The organism is Streptomyces atratus, assembly GCF_014648655.1.
Classification (GTDB): Bacteria; Actinomycetota; Actinomycetes; order Streptomycetales; family Streptomycetaceae; genus Streptomyces; species Streptomyces atratus.
The window spans coordinates 245631-268977 of record NZ_BMRN01000002.1 but is presented as its reverse complement, the minus strand read 5'-3'; the positions used below and the strand labels follow the sequence as shown (position 1 = coordinate 268977).

Here is a 23347-nt window from a genome sequence, read left to right as displayed (position 1 = left end):
ACCGGGCCGGAACAGGTCCTGTCGTGCCGGGCGACGCGCGGCAGGCCGGCAGGCCGGCAGGCCGGCAGGCCGGCAGGCCGACAGGCCGGCAGGCCGGCAGGCCGACAGGCCGACAGGCCGACAGGCCGACAGGCCGGCAGGCCGACAGGCCGGCAGGCCGACAGGCCGGCAGGCCGGCAGGTCGAGGACGGGACCTAGGACCCCGGTCCTCGGCCGGTGCGTCTGCGACGATGGACGGGTGACAGAGATTCCGCGCGACACGCTGCAGGAGCAGACCTTCTACGAGCAGGTCGGTGGCGAGGAGACCTTCCGGCGCCTGGTGCACCGCTTCTATCAGGGGGTCGCCGAGGACCCGCTGCTCCGGCCGATGTATCCGGAGGAGGATCTGGGCCCGGCCGAGGAGCGGTTCAGGCTGTTCCTGATGCAGTACTGGGGTGGGCCCCGTACCTACGGCGAGCAGCGCGGACATCCCCGGCTGCGGATACGGCATGTTCCGTTCCGGGTGGACCGGGCGGCGCACGATGCGTGGCTGAGCCATATGCGGGTCGCCCTCGACGAGCTCGGACTGGCGCCGGAGCACGAGCGGCAGCTGTGGGACTACCTCACCTATGCCGCCGCCTCGATGGTGAACACCGAGGGCTGAGAACACACCCTTGTCCCCCGCACCGGGTGCGGAATGCGTTCCTCCGTATCCGATTAACGGTCACAATCCCATCAAGGTGCACTCACAAGCGGTTTCCAACTGCACGTACTTCCTGAAAGCATCCCTACATCGTCGGGGGGCGTGTGTGCGGTGAGGGTCCAGGGGGGCACGTGTGACGGGGTTTGTCTTTCTCCGGGTGAGGGCCTATCGGCTCCTGCTCGCCGCCGCTGTCCTCGCGATCCTGCTCACCGCCTCGGTACTGGCCGCGCTCACCGCGTTCTCCGGCTCCGTCGGCGACGCGGCGCTGCGCCACGCCCTCACGCATCGGTCGGCGTCCGCCGCCTCCCTCGTCGTGTCTGCGCAGGTGATGCCCGCGCAGCGGGACGCGGCCGACGCGACCGCGCGGAGAACCGCCCGCGACGCCTTCGACGGCCTGCCCGTGACCGTCCGGACCCTGGAGACGTCGGGTTCGTACGCACTGCCGGACGGTCCACAGGCTTCGGGCGTCCGGGGCGGCGACCCGGACCTCACCCACTTCGCCGCGCTCGACCGCAGCCGTGTCCGGCTGACCGCGGGCCGCATGCCCGCGGCCGGGAACGGAAGGTCCGGCGATCCCGTCCAGGTCGCCCTGCCGCACACCGCCGCCGGGGTCCTGAAGCTGCGGCCCGGTTCGCGGCTCACCCTCACCGACCGGCTGGACGACAAGCCGGTGCGCGTCCTGATCACCGGCGTGTACGAGGCGTCCGACCAGGCCGACCCGTACTGGCAGTTGGACGAACTCGGCGGGCGCGGCATCCGCAAGGTCGCCTTCACGACGTACGGTCCGCTGCTCACCGACCCTGCCGTGCTCGGTTCCGGACGGATGAGCTCCGGCACGATGTCCTGGCTGGCAACCGCAGATTTCCGCACCGTCACCACGGGCCGGACTGCGTCGCTGCACAGCGCCGCCACGACCGCTCCGAAGAAGCTGCAGGCCGCCCCCGGTTTCAGGAGCGGGGCCACCGTGCGGACCTCACTCCCCCAGGTACTGGAGCAGATCGACCGGGCGCTGCTGGTCTCCCGCTCGACGCTGATGATCGTGGCCGTCCAGTTGGTGATACTCGCCGGTTACGCGCTGCTGCTGGTGGCCCGGCTGCTGAGCAGTGAGCGCGACGGGGAGACCCGGCTGCTGCGGGCCCGCGGCGGATCGCGCGGACGCGTCACCGCGCTCGCCGCCGTCGAGGCGCTGTTGCTCGCGCTGCCCGCGGCGCTCCTCGCCCCGCTGCTCGCCGGGCCGCTGACCCGGCTGCTCGCGGACCGCGGCGCGCTGTCCCGGATCGGGCTGCGGCTCGACGGGGGCGCGACCGCCACCGTGTGGCTGGTCTCCGCCGTCGCCGCGCTGACGTGTGCGCTGGCCGTCGTGGCGCCCGCGCTGGCGGCCGGTGCCGGGGAGCGTCGTTCCCGCCGTGCCGCCGCGCTGCCCGCGCCGCTCCGGGCGGGCGCCGACATCGGTCTGCTGGTGATCGCGGCGGTGGCCTACTGGCAGCTCGACCGTCAGACCACGGGCTCCGGCGGCGGCGCGCTGAGCGGTGACCGGCAGGGCGGTCTCGGCGTCGATCCGCTGCTCGTCGCGGCTCCCGCCCTGCTGCTGCTCGCGGGCACCGTACTGACACTGCGTCTGCTGCCGCCCGCGGCCCGGCTCGCGGAGCGCCGTGCGGCGGGCGGCCGGGGGCTGATCACGGCACTGGCCGGCTGGCAGTTCAGCCGGCGCCCACTGCGCAATGCAGGGCCGGTGCTGCTGCTGGTCCTGTCGGTCGCCATGGGCATGCTGGCGATCGGACAGCGCGCCTCCTGGGACCGTTCGCAGGGCGACCAGGCGGACTTCAGGGTCGGTGCGTCGGTGCGCGTGGTGGGCAGTGTCGAGGACGATCCGGCGAAGGCGGGCGCGTACGCGCGGCTGCCGGGCGTACGGCAGGCGGCGCCCGCGTTCCGTACGACCTTGGATCTCTCCGGTGAACGCACCGCCGAGATCCTCGCCCTGGACACCGCGCACGCCGACGAGCGGATGCTGATGCGCGGCGACCTCGACGACGGGCCGCGGGAGCGGCTGTTCGACTCGCTCGCCCCGCCGAGGACCGCACGGGCCGGGCTGCTGTTGCCGCAGCGCAGCGAACAGGTCCGGTTCGACGTGCGGATCACGGTGGCCGGGGCGCCCGCGCGGCCGTCGCCGTCCGGCACCGCGCCACTCGTCACCGTGCTGCTGGAGGATCGTTACGGCTTCCCGTACCGGATACCGGCCGGAGCCATACCCGTCGACGGGAAAACGCATCCGTTCACGTTCGCGGTGGCAGCCGCGGGTGATCTCGCGGTGACCGGGTTCGAGCTGGACGGCAACCCGCCGACCGGCCGGAGCGAGTCCCACCGGGTCGACATCGGCGCCCTCAGGACCGTGATGGCCGACGGCACCGAACAGGCGGTCCCGGTGCCCGACGGGTTCGCCTGGGACGCCACGCAGACCGCCGCCGGATCCGATGGGGAGCAGCCCGGCGATCCGGTGCACGCGACGGTCTCCGCGAAGAGCGTGCTGGCCTTCGGATACGACACCGGCTCGAGCATGGACCCGATGGATGCGACGCATTCCTTCTCCGTACGGGCCGCCGCGCTCCGTCCCCGGGCCCCGGCGCTGAACGCCGTCGCCACCGACGCGTATCTGAGGGCCGCCGGGGCGAAGGAGGGGCAGAGCGTCGATGTCACGCTGGCCGGTGAGAAGGTCCGGGTGAAGATCCTGAAAGCGGTGCGCCGGCTGCCGACCACGGGCCCCGGTACCGGGGCCGATGCCTCCTTCACCGGCTCCGACCGGGCCCGGGACGGCGGCGCGCTGCTGCTCGACCTCAGGGCCGTCGGCCAGGTCCTCGCGCACCGTCCGGGCGCCGTGCTCGCCCCCGTCGAGTGGTGGCTGAGCACCGCCCCCGGAGAGGCCGAAAAGGTCGCCGCCACGCTGCGGGCACAGCCCTACACCGATCCGGCTCAGGTCGAGGTGCGCGACGAGATCGCGCGGGAGCTGGTCAGCGATCCGCTGGGCGCCGGGCCGCAGTCCGCGCTGCCCGCGGTGGCGGTCGTCGCTGCGGCCCTGGCCGCGGTCGGCTTCGCGGTGAGCGCCGTCGGCGCGCAGCGCGAGCGGACCGCCGAGTTCGCCGTCCTGCGGGCGCTGGGGACGCCGCGCCGACGGCTGACCCGGATGATCGCCGCCGAGCAGGGCGTGCTGATCGCGATCGCGCTGCTGGTCGGGGCCGCGCTCGGGGCTGTACTGAACCGCGCCGTCGTGCCGCTCATCGTGCTGACCGGGCAGGCCACCGCGCCGGTGCCCCCGGTGCTGGTGCAGTTGCCGGCCGGGCAGGTGGCCGCGTTGCTGGCGGGTGTCGCCGCGCTGCCGCTGCTGATCGTCGTGTTTCTCGCCCTGCGCGGCGCCGACCCCGCGACCTCGCTGCGCCACCAGGGGGACAACTGACATGAGTGCGCGTTCCGTTCGAGACCGTCGCGCCCCCGCCGCCGCCTGTGCGCCCTGGGTCCGTACCCGGCTGCGTACCGCTCCCGGCACGGCTTGGGCGCTCGGGCTGCTGGTGCTGCTGACGACGTTCCTCGCCGCCGCTTTCCCGCGTGCCGTCGACCGTTACGAGAACGAGGGGCTGCGCCGTGACATCGCCGCCGCGGACCCCCGGCTCAGTGTGCTGGAGCTGAGCACGCCGCAGCCCGATCTGCAGGTGCCCCAGCCCCTGCGTGAGAAAGCGGTGAGTGCGGCGTCGCTGGCGTCCGTCCATCGCACGGTGCTGTCCGGGCTGCCCGACGTGGTGCGGCCCGACACCGCCCAGTCCGCGTACGGCTTCCACACCGGGAAACCGATCTCCGCGCAGGAGGGCTGGCTGCCCCGGCCGTCCCTCATCGACCCCGAGCTGACCTACTCGACCCTGTCGGACCTCCCGGACCACGCCACCCTGCACGCCGGGACCTGGCCCGCCATCCACGGCACGGTCACGGCGGGCACGCCGGAGGTGGAGGGCGCCGTCACCGAGGAGACCGCGAAAGCCCTGCGGATCAAGGTCGGCTCGGCCATCTCCGTACCGACGCAGGGCGGAACACCGCTGACCGTGCGCATCACCGGCATCGTCACCCCAAAGCGTCCTGCGGCCGCCTACTGGTCGGTCCAGCCGCTGCTCCGGACCCCGTCCCTGGTGGCCAAACCGACGAATGACATCCCGCGTTACTACTGGATCGCGGCTGTCCTGCTGCCGCCGGACGCCGCGCCCGCGCTGCTCGCCACCGCCGGTCAGCCGGAGGCGTTCTGGCGGATCCCACCGGACGCCTCCCCCCTCACCGTCACCGACGTGGCGGCCCTGCGCTCGTCGATCGCCTCGCTGGAGGGCGGTCCGGGACTGGTGAACCTGCGTGCGGTGGCCGGCGACAACGCCGCGCTCACGACCGACCTGGACACCATCCTCACCAGGTACGACACCCTGCGTCAGGCGATCGGCCCGGTCGTCATGGTCGCCGCCGTGGGCATCGGAGCCGTCGCCGCCGTCGTCCTGCTGATGACCATCGGGCTGATGGGCGGCCGGCGCCGCAGCGAACTGGCACTGATGCGCTCACGCGGCGGATCCTTGCTCGGCATCGGCGGCCGGCTGCTCGCCGAGACGGTGGTGACCACGGTGCCCGCGGCGGCGCTGGGTCTGCTGATCGCCGTACTGTCCGTCGGGGACGCCCGGCTGTGGCCCTCGGTCACCGGCGCGGTCGCCGTCGCCGTACTGGTCTGCGTCGCCCTGCCGCTGTGTACGGCGCTGCCGCACCGCAGGGCGCGGCTGCACGGAGCCCGCGACGACCTGATGGACACCCGACCGTCGCGGCAGCGCACGGTCGCCGAACTCACCCTGCTGGTGCTGGCCGTCGGCGCGGTCGTCGCCCTGCGCCGACGCGGTACGGGCTCCGGCGGCGATCTGCTGGTCAGCGCCGCCCCCGTACTCGTCGGTCTGATCGCCGCCCTGGTCCTCGTACGGCTCCTTCCGCTGCCGCTGCGTCTCGCCTCGCGCTCCGTCGCCCGGCGGCGCGGCGCGGTCGGATTCCTGTCGCTGGCCCGCGCCGGGCGCACCTCGGCGGGCGGCACGCTGCCACTGCTCGCGCTGCTGATCGCGCTGACCACGGCGGCGTTCGGCGGCTCGGTGCTCGCAGGCATCGCGGACGCGCGGGACGACGCGGCGGCGCGCGCGATCGGCGCGGACGCCCGGATCAGCGGCCCGGGCCACTCCGTGCCGCTGCCGGACCGCCTGGTCCGGGAGGTAGGGAAAGCGGACGGCGTGCGGGAGGTGGCGCGTGTACAGATCGAGTACGACGTGGTGCTGCCGGCCGACGGGACCGGGGACCAGCGCACGAAGGACGCCACCCTGGTGGGCGTCGACCCGGCGACGTATGCCCGGCTGGCCCGCGCGACCGGCCTCGGGGCTTTCCCCGCCGACCGGTTGAGGGCCTCCGCGGCAGCGAAGAAGTCCGCACCGACGAAGGACCCGGTGCTGCCCGTCATCGCCTCGCCGTCCGTCGCCGAGCGGCTCGGCCACCAGCCGCGTGACCTCTCCGCGGCGGCCGGGAACTTCACGGTGCGGGTGGCGGGTACCGTCACCCGCACTCCCGCCGTCTCCGACAGCGACTTCCTGATCGTCGACGCCGCGTCGCTCACCCGCCGGCAGACCAACACCCTGCTGGTCACGGGCGGCTCCCCGGACGCGAAGGCACTGCTCACGGCAGCGCACCACGCGGGCAAGGACGTCTCCGTGCGGCTGCGCTCCGAGGCACGCGAGGCGTTCGCCGACACCCCCATGCAGCGGGGCGCCGAGAAGATCTACGCGGCGGCGATCGCGGCCGGCGCGGGCTACGCCCTGCTCGCCGTTCTGCTGTCGCTGCTGCAGACCGCGCCGGAACGCACCGCCCTGCTGGCCCGGCTGCGGACCATGGGGCTCACCTCCCGGCAGGGCAGACGGCTCCTCGGCCTCGAAGCGATGCCGCAGGCGCTGCTGGCCGCCGTCGGCGGGCTGCTCGTCGGATGGGCGACGACCGCCCTGCTGGCGCCGGGCGTCGACCTGGTGAGCCTGGCTCTCTCCGCCGGGCCGGAAGCCGGCGCAGACGACACCGCCTCGCTGCGGGCCGACCCGTGGTCGCTGACGCTTCCGGCGCTCGGCGTGGTCGTCCTCACCGCCGCCGTGGCCGCCGTCCAGGCCTGGTGGGCCGGAAGCCGCGGACCGATCACCGAACTCAGGGCAGGAGACCCCCGATGACGTCGCCGTCCACCGACACCACGCTGGCCGAGCTCGAACAGCGGGCCACCGCACGCCGCGACCGGCCCTCCTACGGGCACGACGCGCTGATCGCCTGCGACCGGCTGGTCCGCATCTTTTCCGCGGACGGGGTGGAGGTGCAGGCCCTCCAGGGCCTCGATCTGCTGGTCACCGAGGGCGAGTTGATGGCCCTGGTCGGTGCGTCCGGCAGTGGCAAGTCGACCCTGATGAACATCCTGGCGGGCCTCGATGTGCCCACGGCCGGGTCGGCGAAGGTCGCGGGGTGCGATCTGCTGTCGATGGGGCCGAAGCAACGGCTCCGCTACCGCCGGGACATCGTCGGGTTCGTCTGGCAGCAGACGGCCCGGAATCTGCTCCCGTACCTCACCGCCGCACAGAACATCACCCTGCCGATGCAGCTGCGCGGCCGGGGCCGGGGCCGTGAACGGACCGAGCGCGCCGAGTCGTTGCTGCGGATGCTGGGGCTGGAGGAGTGCCGCGACCGGCGCCCGCAGCAGCTCTCCGGCGGCCAGCAGCAGCGGGTGGCGATCGCCGTCGCGCTCGCCAACAATCCGTCGGTGCTGCTCGCCGACGAACCGACCGGTGAACTCGACTCGGCCTCCGGCGAGCGGGTCTTCGCCGCGTTCCGCCGCGCCAACGAGGAGCTCGGCACCACGATCGTGATCGTCACGCACGACCAGGCGGTGGCGAGCGAGGTGCGCCGCACGGTCGCCATCCGTGACGGCCGTACGTCCTCCGAGGTGCTGCGCCGCACCGAGGTCGACGCGGCGACGGGCCTGGAGTCACAAGTGGCCCGCGAGTACGCGATGCTCGACCGCGCGGGCCGGCTGCAACTGCCCGCCGACTACACGGAGGCGCTCGGGATGGAACACCGCGTGATGCTGGAACTGGAACAGGACCACATCGGGGTCTGGCCGGACGACCAGCCGCGCCCGTGACGGCAGTTGGTGGTGCTGACCCCAGGTCGCTTCGGCCGGGTGGCCCGATGTTCCCGCGCCGCGTACCCCCCTAGCGTCGTGCGGGAGTCATCCACCTGATCCGAGGAGCACAATGCGCGTCGCCTCACTGGTCACCGCCGGCCTGGGCCTGACCTGCTTACTCGCGGGCAGTGTGCCCGCGTCGGCCGCCCCCGCCCACCAGCGGCTCGTCTGGGGCCCCTGCTCGCCGCAGCAGCAGGAACTGAACGAGGCGGGCGCGCAGTGCGCGAAGGTGACCGTTCCCCTCGACTACTCCGATCCCGGCGGCCCGACGATCCGGATCGCGGTCTCCCGCATCAAGGCCGACCCGAAGCACGGCAAGCGGCGGGGCATCCTGCTGTCGAATCCGGGCGGTCCGGGCGGCACCGGACTCGCCGGCACCCTCTATCTGCGGCCCGCGTTGAAGGATGTGGCGGACCGCTACGACCTGATCGGCTTCGATCCCCGCTTCCTCGGCGAGTCCACCCCCATCGCCTGCGACCCCGCCGCCCCGCCGCCCACGCCCGGCCCGACCACGACCCGCCGCAAGGACTTCGAACAGTCGGTACGGTCCGCCCGCGACACCGCACACCGCTGCCGGGAGCACGGGGACAATGCACGGCTCCTCCCGCACGCCACGTCCAGGAACGTCGCCCGCGACATGGACGCGATCCGCGCGGCGCTGGGCGAGCGCAGGCTGTCGTACTACGGCGTCTCGTACGGCGCCGATCTGGGCGCCGTCTACACCCAGATGTTCCCCCGCCGCGCCGACCGCATCGTCATCGACTCCTCGACCGACCCGACGGCCACCCAGTACGAACTCTTCCAGCGGGCGGGCAAGCCGCTCGAAGAGGCACTGGACGCCTGGGCCGGATGGACCGCACGGCACGACGGCACCTACCGGCTCGGCAGGACGCCCGCCCAAGTGCGGTCGAATGTCCAGAAGTTGCTCGACGGGGCCGAGCAGCGCCCGGTCACCGTCTCCGGCATCCGGCTCGACGCGCCGTTGCTGCGGCTGGTGCTGAGGCAGCTCATCCAGCACGAGGAGTACGACCCGGCGCTCGCCGGTACAGTGCGCGACCTGACCGATGCCGCCGCGGGCAGGCCGGTCGAGCCCGGCCCGGAGCTCGCCGCCATGCTCGAACTGCTCGCGTCGCCCGAGCTGGCGGACAGCATGCTGGGCGGGGCCCTCTTCATGTGCGGCGACAACGGCTGGCCGGCCGGTGGCTGGCCGAAGAACCCGGAGACGTACTGGAAGAACATGGAGCGCAGCCGCGCCACCCAGCCCGTCTTCGGCCCGATCGTCAACAGCATGATGGCCCCGTGCGCGTTCTGGACGAGCACATCCCGTGAGCCCGCCACGGTGATCGGCAACGACGTACCCGTACTGATGCTCCAGGCCCGGCGCGACAACAACGTCCCGTACGAAGGGGCATTGGCTCTGCACCACCGGCTGACCGGTTCACGGCTGGTGACGGCGGACATCCGCTCGCACGGGGTCTACGGGCGCGGACTCGACGGCCTCACCCCCGTCCCCTGCGCCGACAGAGCCGTCAACGACTATCTGCGCGACGGCACGCTGCCCGGCGCCGACCTGACCTGCCCCCGCACCGGGGAGGACCGGTGATCAGCAGACGTACGGGCCTGGCGGCCACGGCAGCGGCCCTGCTCACCGGAGCGTCCGGACCCGCGGCGACGGCCGCCGCACCCCACCGCGCCCCCGGGCTCCGCAGCCGTCTCCAGAGCGATGTGGACGCGATCTGGGCCACCGGCGCCACCGGCGTACTGGCCGAGGTGCAGAGCGCCCGCAGCCGGACGACGGCCCGCGCCGGATCAGCCGACCTGCGGGCCCCGCACCACCCGGTCCCCCGGGACGCCTACTACCGGATCGGCAGCGACACCAAGACCTTCACGGCCACGCTCGCCCTCCAACTGGCCGGCGAGGGGCGGCTCGCGCTCACGGACACCGTCGAGCGGTGGCTGCCCGGCGCCGTGCGGGGCAACGGCAACGACGGCCGCAGGATCACGGTCGCCAATCTGCTGCGCCAGACCAGCGGGCTGAACGACTATCTCGCCGTCTCACCGGACTCGGCCGATGCGTTCACCCCGGACGGCTACCACCGATCGCGGTTCCGCACCACGGCCCCCGAGGACCAGCTGAAGGCGGCCCTGAGTCGGCCGCCCCTGTGGGTACCGAACGCCGAACACCCCGCCCGGGAACGGCGCTGGGGCTACTCCAACACCAACTACGTGGTGGCGGGCCTGATCATCGAGCAGGTGACCGGAAACTCCTGGGCGCAGGAGATCCACGACCGGATCATCGGACCCCTGGGCCTGCGCCACACGTTCACGCCGGGAACCTCGCCGTACGTGCCCCGCCCCACGGCCACCGCGTACACCTGGTTCCCCGGCTGCGCCCGGCCCACCGACACGACGCTGGCCTCCGGCGGCGGGGCGGACGGCTCCGTCATCAGCACCACCCACGACCACGGTGTCTTCCTGCGCGCCCTGATGAGCGGCCGGCTGCTGCACCCGGCCCAGCTGGCCGCGATGAAGGAGACGGTCGTGGCCGAGGACTGGAGTGCCGCGCCGGGGGTCCGTTACGGACTGGGCATCGCCTGGCGCCCGGTGGCCGGGAGGAGCGGCGGGATCTGGTTCCACGGCGGAACCCATCTGGGGATCGTCTCCGAGAGCGGGGTGACGCCGGACGGTGCGCGGGCCGCGACCAGCGCCACGTTCACCCTGCGGATGGGCGACCCGGCACAGGACGCCCAGGACCTGGCCGCGCTCCGGCTGGTGGACAGGGCCCTGACCGGATAAGTCCTGTCGGTCTGTCCGGACGGGTCCGTCGGTCTGTCCGGACGGGTCCGTCGGTCTGTCCGGACGGGTCCGTCGGTCTGTCCGGACGGGGCCTGTCGTCGGGCCGTCGCTCAGCTCGCGCCCACCGTCACCGCGAGCGTGCCGAGTCCGCTGCCCGGACCGCGCAGGGCGATCGAGCCGAACGGGGTGCGCAGCCGCAGCCAGGCCCCTGCCGCGAGCAGGGCGACCGGGAAGTCCGGCGCCGGGCGGAGGAAGCCGAGGGACTGGGCGGCGTGCACGGCCCGCAGCGGAAGTTCGGTATCGGCAACCGTGCGCGACCAGATCTCGCGGCCGATCAGGTCCCGCTCCGCCCGGGTGCGGCGGTCCTCGGGCAGGGCCTCGTCGCGGGAGCGGAACTCCGCCACCGCGGCGGTGACCGCTGTGCGCAGGGAGACCGGGTCGGGCAGGCCCGGCAGTTCGTGCCAGCCGCCGCGGGGCGGGAGGACACCCGTCCACGGCGGTCCGGTGACGGGTGCGGGCAGGGCGCCCGAACCGGCTGCCGTGCCCTCGACGTCGAGGGATTCGAGGAGTTCACCGGCGGACACCGTGACGTCGAAGTCGTGCGGTTCGGCCAGCCGCGCCGCCCGGATCGCCAGGACCTCGAACGACGGCGGCCTGCCGAACACGGCCAGCGCACTGCCGCCGGCCTGCATCCGCACCGCGGCTGCCCGGTCGTAGCGGAGCAGCCGACCGAGGAAGGCCGCGAGATCCGCGGCCTCCCTCGCGTCGGCGAACTCCAGCGACCGCACGGGCACCGTCATGCTGCGGCAGGCTCCTCGGCCAGGTACTGCTGGAGGAAGAGCTTCTCCTCGGCGGAGATCCGCCGGGGCCGCTCCTCTGCCAGGTCGTACGGCACGACGACGGTCGAGGCCCGTACGTAGACCTGGTCCGGGTCCTTGATCTCGTACGCGATCGTCAGCGACGCGGCGCCGATCTTCGTGACCCACGACTCGACGGTCACCGGCTCGTGCCGGTGGACCAGCGGCCGTACGTAGTCGATCTCGTGCCGGGCCACGACGGACCCGCCCGAGAAGGACGGCGAGCCGTCCCCCGGCGCCAGCCGGAACATGAAGTCGATGCGCGCCTCCTCCAGGTAGCGGAGGAAGACCACGTTGTTCACGTGGCCGAAGGCGTCCATGTCCGACCATCGCAGGGGGCAGTTGTAGATGTGACGTGCCAAGACGATCAGCCTCGCGTGAGCTTCTTGTACGTGGCACGGTGCGGGCGGGCCGCGTCCGCGCCGAGGCGCTCGACCTTGTTCTTCTCGTACGACTCGAAGTTGCCCTCGAACCAGTACCACCTGGAGTCGCCCTCGTACGCCAGGATGTGCGTGGCGACGCGGTCCAGGAACCAGCGGTCGTGGGAGATGACCACAGCGGCGCCCGGGAACTCCAGCAGGGCGTTCTCGAGCGAGGAGAGGGTCTCGACGTCGAGGTCGTTGGTGGGCTCGTCGAGGAGCAGCAGGTTGCCGCCCTCCTTGAGCGTCAGCGCCAGGTTCAGGCGGTTGCGCTCACCACCGGAGAGAACACCGGCCGGCTTCTGCTGGTCCGGGCCCTTGAAGCCGAACGCGGAGACGTACGCCCGCGAGGGCATCTCGACCTGGCCGACGTTGATGTAGTCCAGCTCGTCCGAGACGACGGCCCAGAGGGTCTTCTTCGGGTCGATGTTGGCGCGGGACTGGTCGACGTAGGAGATCTTGACCGTGTCACCGATCTTGATGGAGCCGGTGTCCGGGGTCTCCAGGCCCTGGATCATCTTGAACAGCGTGGTCTTGCCCGCGCCGTTCGGACCGATGACGCCGACGATGCCGTTGCGCGGCAGCGTGAACGACAGGTCGTCGATGAGGACCTTGTCGCCGAAGGCCTTCGAGAGGTTCTCGACCTCGACGACGATGGAACCGAGCCGCGGGCCCGGCGGAATCTGGATCTCCTCGAAGTCCAGCTTCCGCATCTTGTCCGCCTCGGCCGCCATCTCCTCGTAACGGGCGAGACGCGCCTTGGACTTGGTCTGCCGGCCCTTGGCGTTGGAGCGGACCCACTCCAGCTCTTCCTTGAGCCGCTTGGCGCGCTTCTCGTCCTTACGGCCCTCGACCTTGAGGCGGGTGGCCTTCTTGTCGAGGTACGTGGAGTAGTTGCCCTCGTACGGCAGGGCGCGGCCGCGGTCGAGCTCCAGGATCCACTCGGCGACGTTGTTCAGGAAGTAGCGGTCGTGGGTGACTGCGACCACGGCGCCCGCGTACTTCGAGAGGTGCTGCTCCAGCCAGTTCACCGACTCGGCGTCGAGGTGGTTGGTGGGCTCGTCGAGGAGCAGCAGGTCGGGGGCCTCGATCAGCAGCTTGCAGAGCGCGACGCGGCGCTTCTCGCCACCGGAGAGGTTGACCACGGGCCAGTCGCCGGGCGGGCAGCCCAGGGCGTCCATGGCCTGCTCCAGCTGGGCGTCCAGGTCCCACGCGCCCGCGTGGTCCAGGTCCTCCTGGAGCTTGCCCATCTCCTCCATCAGCGCGTCGGAGTAGTCGGTCGCCATGAGCTCGGCGACCTCGTTGAAGCGCTTGAGCTTGCCCATGATCTCGGCGGCGCCGTCCTGGACGTTCTCCAGGACCGTCTTCGCCTCGTCGAGCTTCGGCTCCTGCATGAGGATGCCGACGCTGAAACCGGGCGACAGGAACGCGTCACCGTTGGACGGCTGCTCCAGACCCGCCATGATCTTCAGCACCGTGGACTTACCGGCGCCGTTGGGGCCCACGACACCGATCTTCGCGCCGGGCAGGAAGTTCAGGGTGACGTCATCGAGGATCACCTTGTCGCCGTGCGCTTTGCGCGTCTTGCGCATGGTGTAGATGTACTCAGCCAAGAGAAACCGTCCGGCTATCGATGTGTGGGCAGATACACCCCATCTTGCCTGACGTCCATCCCGGGATGGAAACCAGTCCGCTCCCCGGTACACCCCGTCCCGCCTCCCGGCACGCACCGCCCCCGTCTTCCGGCATGCGACGGCCCCGGTACGCGTCCGCGTACCGGGGCCACCATCAGGCAGGCGTGACAGATTGTCTGCCGTTCGTCACTCCGTGATTACTGGGCGGAGGACTGCGTCTTGCGCTTGCGGAGGAAGAAGACCGCGCCGCCGCCGACGACGACGAGGGCGATCGCGACGCCCGCGATGACCGGAGTGGCGCTGGAGCCACCGGTCTCGGCGAGGTCGCCGGTGGACCCGGTCGAGCCGCCGCCGGTCGTGGCCGGGGCGGGCTTGTCACCGCCGGTCTGGGTGTCAGTGCCACTGCCGCCGGTGGCGCTGCCGCTGGTCTTGCAGTCAAGGACGCCCTTGAACGTCTTCGAGAAGCCACCGGGGCCGGTGATCGTGAAGTCGTACGCCTGGTCCTCGGCGACCGGGACGGTCACCGTCTCGGACTTGCCCGCCTCGATGGTGTGCTTCACCCCGGCCAGCTCGAACGTGAACGCCTCGTCGCCCTTGTTGCTCGCGGTGACGTCCACGCCGCCCTTGGCGCAGTTCTTCTTCGCCGAGACCGCCGGGATCGCACCCTGCTTGGCCCAGGTCGCGGTGGCGGTCGCGGAGACCGTGGACTCGCTGGAGCCGGCCAGGATCATGGTCTGGCTCTTGGTCACCCCGGCGAAGGCCCGGCCGACCGGCACCGACGTGGTGGCCTGGACGGTCAGCGAGGCGGAACCGTCGGCCGTGCCCGCCGGTACGTCGAAGTAGAGCTCAGCGCCGTTGGCCGCCGCGGTCACGGGCTTGCCGCTCTTGTCGGTGACCTTGACACCGCTGGCGGCGTCGGCAGGCGGGGTCACGGAGACCTGGCCGGCATTGGTACGGACGGTGACCGGCCCGAGCCGCTCACCGGACTTGCCGGAGACCGCGGCCGAGTCCAGGGCGAGGGACGGCTTGGGCTCGGCCTGGTCGACGGCGTTGTGCTCCAGCCAGTCGGCGAGCTTCTCGGCCTGGCCGTCGGTTGCGTCGACATCGACGTTGTCCGAGTAGCGCCAGATGGCGACCTGGGTGCCCGCCGCCGCGGTCTTCTCGGTGAGCGGCCCGGTGCCGGCCTGCTTGGCGAGCGCCGCGAGGTCGTCGACCTGCGGGTAGGAGTGCTCCAGGATCCAGCGGATCTTGCCCGCGTTCTTGTTGCCGCCGAGCGAGGTCTGGTCCCAGGGGGTCTCCAGGTACTTCGCCTGGTTCTGGGTGGGGTTGTGGAAGTCGATGCAGTACGTCTTGAGCTTGCCACCGCCGTCGACGGTCATCTCGAAGAGCCCGGCGGGCAGCTCCCGATTCCGGCCGTCCGCGTGGAGCACGGCACGGTCGTAGGTCTTCAGCCCGTCCAGGACCGCGGCCGCGCCACCTTGATGCTGCGGCGCCTCGTCGGCGACCGCACCGCCCGCGCCGACGAGGACGCCTGCCATGACCAGACCGGATGCCACCACCGAAGCGGCCAGCCGGGCTATGCCCCGCCGCCGTGGAGAATTGGTCGTCTCCGTGGACGACGAAACGGTCGCTGAATAAGCAGAAAACACAGAATTCCCCTCCGGGCGAGACCCTCCGCGCCTGATGCGCGTGTGGGGGATTGTCCCGCCAGTCGACTCAAGTGCCCCGTGAGTACTGGGAATCCTAAGTACGAAGCGATGAACAGTCCCCCGTCATACCGTCGTACAACCGTTCCGAATCGGAATCGTTATCGCCGGAATCGCATGCCCGGCTCCGCGCCCCTCGGTCCGCCCCGATCCGCGCAGGCCCGGTCATGGCACCGAGGCAAGCTCCTGGCCACCTTTTTGACGCACTGTCGACCGCTTGGCTCCCTGCCGTCCGGCTCGATCGCTCCGTTCGGCGCGCTCGCTCATTTCGCTCTGTTCACCCCCTTCCTCCCGTTCGCGCCGCCCGGCACGCCCAGCCCGTTCGACCCGTTCGACCCGTTCGGCGCGTGACACGTCGTACGAACCATCCGGCCCACCCGCCCCCTCCGACTCACCCGAGCGTCCCGACCCGTCCGAGTCACCCGTCCTCCCCACGCTCCCCGAGCGCGTCATCAACCCCGGATCGCCCCTCATCACCCGCCGGAACGCAGCCGTTCCCCGGGTCAGGTCGTGCCCCACCGCAACCGCCTCGATGTCCACGAACGTCCTGCGCCCGCCCTCCCGTTCCTCCTCGCGCACCTTCAACCTGCCGTGCACGACGAGTGGTTCTCCGACGGATACGGAACCGGACAGATTCGATGCCAGAGTCCGCCAGGCCCACACGGTGTAGAAGCTGGTGTGCCCGTCCGTCCAGAACTGCTTCTCGCGGTCCCAGCGGCGCGGCGTCACCGCGAACCGGAATCGCGCCATTCCGCCGGTCGCGGTCTCCCGGAACTCCACGCCCGTCGCCGCGTTTCCCACCAGTGTCACCAAGGTGTCATTCATGACTCCGCCTCCCCTTCGGCCTTCGGCTCCAGCGACCGCACCCGCGCGGCCACCGATCCCAGGTTGAAGGGAAGGCGGAAATCCTGCTGATGCCTGTGGACTACCGAACAGTTGTGGAAAACTCCGTCACCGTCACGTACCGCTCCCGCACCTCGCGGTACCGCACGAGTTCTGCCGCCACCGGATCGAGCACCCGTGCCCGCCCACACGCCGCCGCCGCCTCGCGCAACTGCCGCTCGACCTCCTGCCCGTACCGTCGGGCGGGCCCCCGTGCCGCGGCCGCGCACGACCACTCCACGAGCGGACCGCCGATGATCCCGGCCAGCATCACCAGTGCGGGCGTGAGGAATCCCGGTTCGAGTGCGCCGACGATCTGGCCCACCAGCCAGAGACCGCCGAAGATCTGCAGCAACGTCATCGATACCTGTGCCAGCACGGCGGCGGGCCACCACCTGGGCCGCGGCGGCTTCCCGCCCACGCGACCGCTGTGCGCCACACCGGAGGCCCCGGCCACCCCGGTCGCCACGACCGTCGAACCGCCCGGACCGACCGAACCCTGCGCACCGCCTGCCGCACCAGCCGAGAAACAGCTCACCGCCCACCCCCGCCCGTCCGCACTGCCGGCCTTTCCCACCAGCTCGTCGAGCGCCTCCGGCAGCCCTTCCGCACCGCTCACCGCGGCCTCGCGGACCGCCTGCGCCCAGGGGCCGGGCAGCCCGCCGGCGGCCTCGTCCGCCACCGTCCGCACGGCCTGTTCGACGCGTTGCCGGGCGGTGAGCTGCTCCTCGGGGGGTGCGGGCTGCGCCGGGCACTCCAGGCTTCCCGGCCGCCGGCTGGACTCGTACCAGCGCCACAGCCGCAGCCATGGCGTGCCGCACGCCCGGCCGGCGTTCCTTCGCCACTCGCGCTCGGCCGCCTGTCCCGCCGCGGCCGCTCCGACGGCCTCCGCGAGCCGGTCGGCGAACTCCTCGCGGGCCCCTTCGCCGAGACCGGGCCGCCCCTCGGCGACGTACACCGGACGGAGCCTCGCCGCGGCGGCGTCCACATCCGCGGACAGCCGGCGCGCCGCTGCCGTGCGCTCGTGGACGAACCGGCCGAGCATCTCGCGCAGTTCACCCACGCCTTCGCCGCTGAGTGCGGACAGGGACATGACGGTGGCGCCCGGTTCGCCGTGTTCGCCGAGCGCCATGCCGTCCTCGTCGAGCAGTCGGCGCAGATCGTCGAGGACCTGGTCGGCGGCGTCGCCGGGCAGCCGGTCGATCTGGTTGAGGACGACGAACGTGATTTCGGCGTGCCCGGCGAGCGGCCGCAGGTAGCGCTCGTGCAGGGCCGCGTCCGCGTACTTCTCCGGGTCGACGACCCAGATCACCGCATCGACCAGCGCAAGCACCCGGTCGACCTGATCACGGTGCCCGGTCGCCGCCGAGTCGTGGTCGGGCAGGTCGACGAGGACGAGCCCCTGGAGTGCCTCGTCGGCGTCCGTACCGCTCGGTTGTGGCCTGCGCCTGAGCCGTCCCGGAATGGCGAGCCGGTCCAGCAGCCCGGCGGCCCCGTCGGTCCAGGAGCAGGCGATGGGGGCGGAGGTGGTCGGCCTGCGCAGACCGGTGTCGGAGATCTGGGCACCCGCGAGGGAGTTGAACAGGGTCGATTTGCCGCTGCCGGTCGCTCCGGCGATGGCGACGACGGTGTGCCTGGAGGAGAGCCGCCGACGGGCTGCCGCTTCGTCGAGCACGCGTCCCGCCTCGGCGAGGGTGGCCCGGTCGAGCCTGGCCCTGGACAGCCCGACGAGTTCACGCAGCGCGTCGAGCCGCGGCCGGAGCGGACCGCTCGACGGTACGTACGCCTCGACCTGGGGCAGCCGTACCTCGTCGTTCGGGGCGTTCCCGGTCTCGGCGCCTTCCTCCTTGGCGGCCGCGCGCCGGGCGATGAGCCCGTCGTTCCAGTCCCGGCCCGCCTCCGGCACGGCTGTGCGCAGGTCGTCGGGTGTCCGGCGCCGGCTCCGGTGATTCCGGTTCCGGTCCTCGTGAGAAGCGGGACTCTCGCCCCGGCCGGGCCCCTCGTCAATGACGGCAGTCATCGCTGCCACCTCTCCTTCTGCAGTACGGACAGCGCGGCAATCAGTTCGGCCTGCGGCTCGGGGGCCACATCGAGTGCGTCGAGCGGTGCGAGCCGCCGGTCGCGCTCGCCGTCCAGCACCCGGTCGAGGCAGTTGGTGAGCAGTGCGCCGCCCTTGTCGCGCAGCCGCAGCGCACCCTGGGCCCCGATCCGTTCGGCGAGTTGTTCCCCGGCGCCGCGGGTACGGCGACCGCCGAGCAGTGCGGCGGCCAGGAGCGCCACCACTGTCTCGGCGTCGGGTGCGGAGTTGCGTTCGAGCCGGCGCACCTCTTCCTCGGCCAGTTCCTCCAGCACCCGCCACCACCGCCGTACGGCCATGGCGATCCGGCCCCGGATGTCCTCGGCGGGCCCCCATCCCCCGGCCTCCCGGCCGACATCCTCGAAGCCGAACACCCCGGCCGCGGGATCGCGCTGCCAGGTCGTGCGGATCTGTTCGTCGGCTGCGGCCACCGCGCACTGCAGAAGTGCGGCAAGACTCTCCACCAGCGCTTCGAGGAGTTCCTCGGAGTTGCTGTACATCGGGTACCCACGCCACCGGGTCCGGGCGTCCCCCGCGAGCACGCCGCCGTTGCGCAGCCGCCGCCGGACCCGGGCGCCTTCCGTGCGGTACGCGTCCTCGACCACACCGGTCAGCCGCACGGCCGCCGCGTACTGTGCCGCGACGGCCCCGGCCAGCGCGGGCATCCGTACGTCCAGCGAGTCGATGACCCCGGCCGCCGTGCGCCCGACCGCCTGCTGACGGGCCGCCGGGTCCTGAGCGCGGTGGCTTAGCCAGGCCCGCAGCGGGGCGACCGCGGTGGTGGGCAGCAGTCCGCTGCCGCCGCCGGCCGATTCGGGCAGCTCGGGAATGGTGAAGCGCGGCACCTCACCGAGGCCCGCCTTGGTGAGCAGCGCCCCGTACTGCCGGGACACCTCGGCGATCACCTGGTGCGGCACCCGGTCGAGGACGGTGACGAGCGAGGCGTCGTACTCCTTGGCGGTACGCAGCAGGTGCCACGGCACGGCGTCCGCGTACCGGGAGGCCGTGGTCACCATCACCCACACATCCGCGGCGCAGATCAGCTCGGCGGCCAGGACCCGGTTCCGCACCACGAGCGAGTCGATATCGGGCGCGTCGAGCAGCGCGAGCCCGCGCGGCAGCCCGGTGGCGGTCTCGACACGCAGCGCGATCCCGTCCGCCTCCTCGCTCCCGTCGAGCTCGTCGCACCGACCGGGGTCCCCGTTCTCCTCCGGGGGCAGCCAGACCCTGGTGAGCTGCGGCAGTACACGGACCCCCGCGAACCAGTGGTGATCATCCGGATGGCAGACGAGCACGGGCGTCCGCGTGGTCGGGCGCAGCACCCCGGCCTCGCTGACCAGCCGCCCCACCAGCGAATTGACGAGCGTCGACTTCCCCGCCCCGGTGGACCCGCCGATGACCGCGAGCAGGGGCGCTTCAGGATCTCTGAGCCGGGGAAGCAGATAGTCGTCGAGCTGGGCGAGCAGCTCGCTACGGGTCTGGCGGGCGCGCGCGGCCCCCGGCAGCGGAAGTGGAAGACGCACGGCAGCGACACGGTCGCGCAGGGCGGAAAGTGCGTCGATGAGCTGAGGCCGTACGTCCAAGGTCACCACATGCGAAGAATGCCCAATTTTGGCGCCTTTTTGAAGCGTATAGCCACCTCTGCGCGCCGGTTCTCCCGCTGGGACGGAGTCGGGACAGAGGGGACGAGTGGGGCGCAGGCATAACGAGTGCACAACACCCGGGGCGCGAGGCGTCAAAAGCGATGCGGGAATCCCACCTACCTGCGATTATCGGTTCGCTTCACCGAACCTCCACATCGTGCCACGCAGGTGAAGCAACCGGGTCGAGGCGATCGGAGCCCTATCCTTGTCCCGGCGGGTCATCGACCGGCCCGGCCCCAGGGCTCCAGGCCACCGAGGCCACCACCCGGCCCCCGTAGCTCAGTGGATAGAGCAGGCGCCTTCTAAGCGCTTGGCCGCAGGTTCGAGTCCTGCCGGGGGCGCTCTGCCCGTACGACATCAGGCCCTCCCTCGGGAGGGCCTTTTTGCAGGCCACAGCACCGTAGCGAGGGCGGCGTAGCGAACGTATAAGCGCGGGACCCGTCCCAGGTCACGACGGGGAGCCCGCCGACGAGGTCGATGACAGGTCGACCACGACCCGTGCGGGCAGTTTCCGCAGCCGCTGCTGGACGGTTCCGCACTCGACAAGCACGGCATCGACCAGCTCGAACGGAACGATCCCGGTCAACTCGCCCAGGTGGCCCGGCGCATAGAGCCCTTCGGCCACCGTGACGACACGCGTGATGGCAGACTGTCCGGACAGCAGAGCTTCCGGTGAGTGAACGGTTGTCTTGATCGACTGCCAGTTCTACCGGGGCTCCGCTTCCTACGTCCGGCAAACCCACAGATCACAGCCGCCTGGACTGTCACACTCAAGCCGTAACTTCACGGCCTTGGCCTTTGGGCAGCCACTTCGGCGCGAGCCTCTGACTGGACGCGGTCCTGGAAGACGCAGCTCCACATGTGCGTGCCCGCGACGCTGCCGTCGGCGCGCACCGCCTCCAGCGTGTAGAAGTGCGTGGTCCCCCGCGCGGCCGTGGTGTCCGTATAGGCGCGGGGCTCCGGCGACAGCAGTCCGGCGTGCAGCGGCTGGTACGCCCTCGTGGCCGCGTTCCACCTGCTGACCCGGTAGCCCGCGACGGTGTCGCACTCAGCCGTCTTGTCGCACCGCCAGCTGATGGACGGCCCGTGCGCGTCGGGTCCGCCGATCACGGTGCCTCAGCTCATGCTGCCGAGGTCCCAGTCCCGGGGGACCGTCACGGACGGCCGGACGTCCAGCTCGGTGGCCTCGACAACCGTGACCTTCGGGTCGCTCGGGGGCAGCGCGTTGTCCCAGCGGTCCCTGGCGACGACCGCGTACACGTACGTCTCGCCGTCCGGCAGGTCGCCGCAGACGACCGCGAGCGGGTCACTCGTACCCTCCCGGCAGTCGCTGGTGCCGAGCCATTTGACCGTGCCGTCGGCCTGCCGGGCTCCGGTCCAGGCGTCGTAGCGTTCGACGTCGTCCTCGGTCGAGGCCGCCCAGCTCACCAGCACGCCGTCGGCGCGCGGGGTGGCCTTCACGCCGGTGACGGGGCCGGGCGCGACGCGGTCGCCGGTGCGGACGACGAGCGGGGCGGAGAGCGCCGACTCGTTGCCGGCCGGGTCCACCGCCGCGACCGCGTACGTCACGTACGTGCCCGCGGGCATGTCCAGGTCGCGGCAGATGCCGCCGGTGCTGGTCTCGTCGCTCTCCTCGGCGCAGGTCACGCGGGTGAGCGCGGCCGGGTCGAGGGTCTTGCCGGGCGAGCGGTAGACACGGTAGGTCCCGCCGTTGTCGAAGTCCTCATAGAACCCGTCGGGCTGCTTCCAGTACACGTCGGTGTAGCCGACGCGGACGACGGAGCCGAGGGAGGTCGGGGACTTCGGCGGCGTCCGGTCGAGGCCGTCGCCGGTGACGGCGGCGTACCCCGACGGGTTGCCGAGCGCGTCGAGGGCCCGCACCCGGTAGTACCGGGCGGTGTTCACGGGTGCGTCGGTGCGGTACGACGTCGTGGTTGTCGTTCCCAGCAGCTCGAACGGGCCGGTGGCCGCGGAGGCGGCGTACACCTCGTACTTCGCGGCGTCGGCGACCCCCTGCCAGGCCAGGGTGGCCCACCACGCGTCGCCAGTGACCGTGAGACCGGTCGGCGCCGCCGGGCCCGTGCGGTCCGCGGTCGCAACGGTGGCGTCGAGGCTGCCGGCGGACTCGCGGCCCGCCTTGTCGACGGCGCGGACCTCGTACAGGAAGGTCTGGCCCGTGGCGGGCGTCGCGTCCCCGAAGGACGGGGAGGTGAGCAGCGACGGGCCGCTGACCTTCGCCCACTGGGTGGTGCTCAGCCGGCGGTACACGCGGTAACCGGCGAGGTCCATCTCCTTGTTCGCGGCCCAGCGCAGGGTGGTCTTCGTGGTGTCCCGGTTGTACGCGGCGGTGAGGCCGGCCGGGGCGAGCGGCTTGACCGTGTCGACGGCGGCCTCGGTACGCGGGGCGTACGTGAACCCGGCGTGGGCGAGGCCGGTCCAGGCAACGTAGTCCACGCGGATCGTGTGCTTGCCCGCCGGGATGGCCAGGTCGACCGTCTTGCGGGCGGTGGTGGAGACGTTCTTCCACAGGTCGATCTTCCGCACGCCGTCGACGTAGACACGCATGCCGTCCTGCGTCGCGGCGGAGAGCCGGAAGGGGCCGCCGGAGCCGAAGTCCCGGGTGAGGGACCAGCGGACGGAGAAGTTGTCCTTGGGCAGCGTGACGCCGGGCGGGTCGCCGTACCCGTAGTTCTCGCCGATGGCGGAGTCGCAGGCGGTCAGCTTCGGCGTGCCGCTGAAGGTGGAGTTGGCGAAGTACTGCGCCTTCCAGACGGGAGAGGTGCAGGTGACGGCCGCGGATGCCGGGGCGGCGGTGATCAGGCCGCCGGCGGCGGCGAGGGCGGCCGTCGCGGCCAGCGCGGTCAGCCGGGTACGAGTCATCACAGAGAGTGGGGCCCTTTCCGGACCAATGGGAGACAGGTGAAACAGGTGAAACAGGTGACGCCTGTGTGACCCATGAGGCGGGGGCAGGGTTGCCCCGCCCCTCACCTTTTTTACGGCGGGGACCGGGCGGGTGTCGCCTGCGGCGCGGCCCTTGAGGTCGCGGGTCTCGTGGGCCCGACCGTCGTCGGTCCAAGACCGCCGACTTCGGTTTCGGCGGTGTGGACGGGCAGTTCGCCCCAGCCCTCCTTCGGCAGCGTAACGACGCTGCCGCGCACGACCGCCGCTTCTTCGGGTCACGCCGCGGGCGTTTCGTTGGCACATGCCGGTTCGCTGCCGCACCACGCGGGCCTGCCGAGTGGGCGAACGGCACACACCTGACCTGTCGGCCACAGCTTTCCGCGAGCACCGTTCAGCCCCTCCGGTTGGCCGGCCGGGGCTGATTTCAGTCCTGCTCGATGGCTGTGACGCAGCGCGCGAGCAGCCCTCGCAGGGTGTCGCGTTCCTGGGGGT

Annotated in this window: 14 protein-coding genes, 1 tRNA gene and 2 pseudogenes; 7 read left to right on the top strand and 10 right to left on the bottom strand. The window is 72.0% G+C overall.

Annotated features, from left to right (window positions below; translation table 11 throughout):
• Positions 1–238 precede the first annotated feature (238 nt).
• From IEZ15_RS04220 to IEZ15_RS04195, 6 genes are all read left to right on the top strand, one after another.
• Positions 239–643, top strand: a complete 405-nt coding sequence (locus tag IEZ15_RS04220; RefSeq protein WP_114244543.1) for a globin — start codon at positions 239–241, stop codon at positions 641–643.
• A 172-nt stretch (positions 644–815) separates the two neighbouring features.
• Positions 816–4130, top strand: coding sequence for an FtsX-like permease family protein (locus tag IEZ15_RS04215; protein ID WP_189274331.1), 3315 nt, complete (start codon positions 816–818; stop codon positions 4128–4130).
• 1 nt (position 4131) lies between these two features.
• Positions 4132–6939 (top strand): FtsX-like permease family protein, encoded by a 2808-nt coding sequence (locus IEZ15_RS04210; protein WP_189274329.1) that lies wholly within the window; start codon positions 4132–4134, stop codon positions 6937–6939.
• Complete coding sequence (locus IEZ15_RS04205) at positions 6936–7898, top strand: ABC transporter ATP-binding protein (RefSeq protein WP_114244546.1); 963 nt, start codon at positions 6936–6938, stop codon at positions 7896–7898. Before IEZ15_RS04210 ends, IEZ15_RS04205 begins: the two co-directional genes overlap by 4 nt.
• Positions 7899–8010: 112 nt before the next feature.
• On the top strand, positions 8011–9543 hold the full coding sequence (locus IEZ15_RS04200) for an alpha/beta hydrolase (protein WP_189274327.1): 1533 nt from the start codon (positions 8011–8013) through the stop codon (positions 9541–9543).
• Positions 9540–10736: a serine hydrolase domain-containing protein gene (locus tag IEZ15_RS04195; protein ID WP_189274325.1), complete on the top strand. Its 1197-nt coding sequence runs from the start codon at positions 9540–9542 to the stop codon at positions 10734–10736. The genes IEZ15_RS04200 and IEZ15_RS04195 overlap by 4 nt, the downstream gene beginning before the upstream one ends.
• A 110-nt stretch (positions 10737–10846) precedes the next feature.
• On the opposite strand, the gene IEZ15_RS04190 is transcribed toward IEZ15_RS04195, so the two are convergent.
• The 7 genes and pseudogenes from IEZ15_RS04190 to IEZ15_RS04160 all read right to left on the bottom strand — a co-directional run bounded on the left by IEZ15_RS04190 (position 10847) and on the right by IEZ15_RS04160 (position 19894).
• On the bottom strand, positions 10847–11536 hold the full coding sequence (locus tag IEZ15_RS04190) for a DUF8010 domain-containing protein (RefSeq protein WP_189274323.1): 690 nt from the start codon (positions 11534–11536) through the stop codon (positions 10847–10849).
• A complete protein-coding gene (locus IEZ15_RS04185) occupies positions 11533–11955 on the bottom strand; it encodes an acyl-CoA thioesterase (protein WP_114244550.1) in 423 nt (140 codons plus the stop codon). The genes IEZ15_RS04190 and IEZ15_RS04185 overlap by 4 nt, the downstream gene beginning before the upstream one ends.
• 5 nt (positions 11956–11960) lie before the next feature.
• Positions 11961–13625 carry an energy-dependent translational throttle protein EttA gene (gene ettA / locus IEZ15_RS04180; protein ID WP_114244551.1) on the bottom strand — a complete coding sequence of 555 codons (1665 nt, stop codon included), beginning with the start codon at positions 13623–13625 and terminating at the stop codon, positions 11961–11963.
• A gap of 218 nt (positions 13626–13843) precedes the next feature.
• The gene (locus IEZ15_RS04175) at positions 13844–15295 is read right to left on the bottom strand and encodes a Cys-Gln thioester bond-forming surface protein (RefSeq protein WP_189274321.1); all 1452 of its coding nucleotides are present in this window, start codon (positions 15293–15295) and stop codon (positions 13844–13846) included.
• A gap of 510 nt (positions 15296–15805) precedes the next feature.
• A pseudogene (locus IEZ15_RS46980) lies at positions 15806–16177 on the bottom strand (single-stranded DNA-binding protein); the annotation flags it as partial.
• A 100-nt stretch (positions 16178–16277) separates the two neighbouring features.
• Complete coding sequence (locus tag IEZ15_RS04165) at positions 16278–18254, bottom strand: GTPase (RefSeq protein WP_189274318.1); 1977 nt, start codon at positions 18252–18254, stop codon at positions 16278–16280.
• Entirely contained in the window at positions 18251–19894 is a 1644-nt protein-coding gene (locus IEZ15_RS04160; protein WP_189274688.1) for a dynamin family protein, read from the bottom strand. The genes IEZ15_RS04165 and IEZ15_RS04160 overlap by 4 nt, the downstream gene beginning before the upstream one ends.
• Positions 19895–20222: 328 nt before the next feature.
• Between IEZ15_RS04160 and IEZ15_RS04155 the strand changes: the two genes are divergently transcribed.
• Positions 20223–20295: transfer RNA gene (locus tag IEZ15_RS04155), tRNA-Arg, on the top strand.
• 146 nt (positions 20296–20441) lie between these two features.
• On the opposite strand, the pseudogene IEZ15_RS04150 reads toward IEZ15_RS04155, so the two are convergent.
• The 3 genes and pseudogenes from IEZ15_RS04150 to IEZ15_RS04140 form a co-directional block, all read right to left on the bottom strand.
• Positions 20442–20615, bottom strand: a pseudogene (locus IEZ15_RS04150) (transposase domain-containing protein); the annotation flags it as partial.
• A gap of 122 nt (positions 20616–20737) precedes the next feature.
• Positions 20738–21064, bottom strand: a complete 327-nt coding sequence (locus IEZ15_RS04145) for a hypothetical protein (RefSeq protein WP_189274317.1) — start codon at positions 21062–21064, stop codon at positions 20738–20740.
• Positions 21065–21070: 6 nt separating this feature from the next.
• Positions 21071–22834 (bottom strand): fibronectin type III domain-containing protein, encoded by a 1764-nt coding sequence (locus IEZ15_RS04140; protein ID WP_189274316.1) that lies wholly within the window; start codon positions 22832–22834, stop codon positions 21071–21073.
• Between the last annotated feature and the right edge of the window lie 513 nt (positions 22835–23347).

Excerpts from the sequence above, each read along its gene's own strand:
- IEZ15_RS04140 (WP_189274316.1), bottom strand. The coding sequence starts at position 22,834 with ATGACTCGTACCCGGCTGACCGCGCTGGCCGCGACGGCCGCCCTCGCC.
- IEZ15_RS04210 (WP_189274329.1), top strand. The coding sequence starts at position 4,132 with ATGAGTGCGCGTTCCGTTCGAGACCGTCGCGCCCCCGCCGCCGCCTGT.
- IEZ15_RS04205 (WP_114244546.1), top strand. The coding sequence starts at position 6,936 with ATGACGTCGCCGTCCACCGACACCACGCTGGCCGAGCTCGAACAGCGG.
- IEZ15_RS04200 (WP_189274327.1), top strand. The coding sequence starts at position 8,011 with ATGCGCGTCGCCTCACTGGTCACCGCCGGCCTGGGCCTGACCTGCTTA.
- IEZ15_RS04165 (WP_189274318.1), bottom strand. The coding sequence starts at position 18,254 with ATGACTGCCGTCATTGACGAGGGGCCCGGCCGGGGCGAGAGTCCCGCT.
- IEZ15_RS04190 (WP_189274323.1), bottom strand. The coding sequence starts at position 11,536 with ATGACGGTGCCCGTGCGGTCGCTGGAGTTCGCCGACGCGAGGGAGGCC.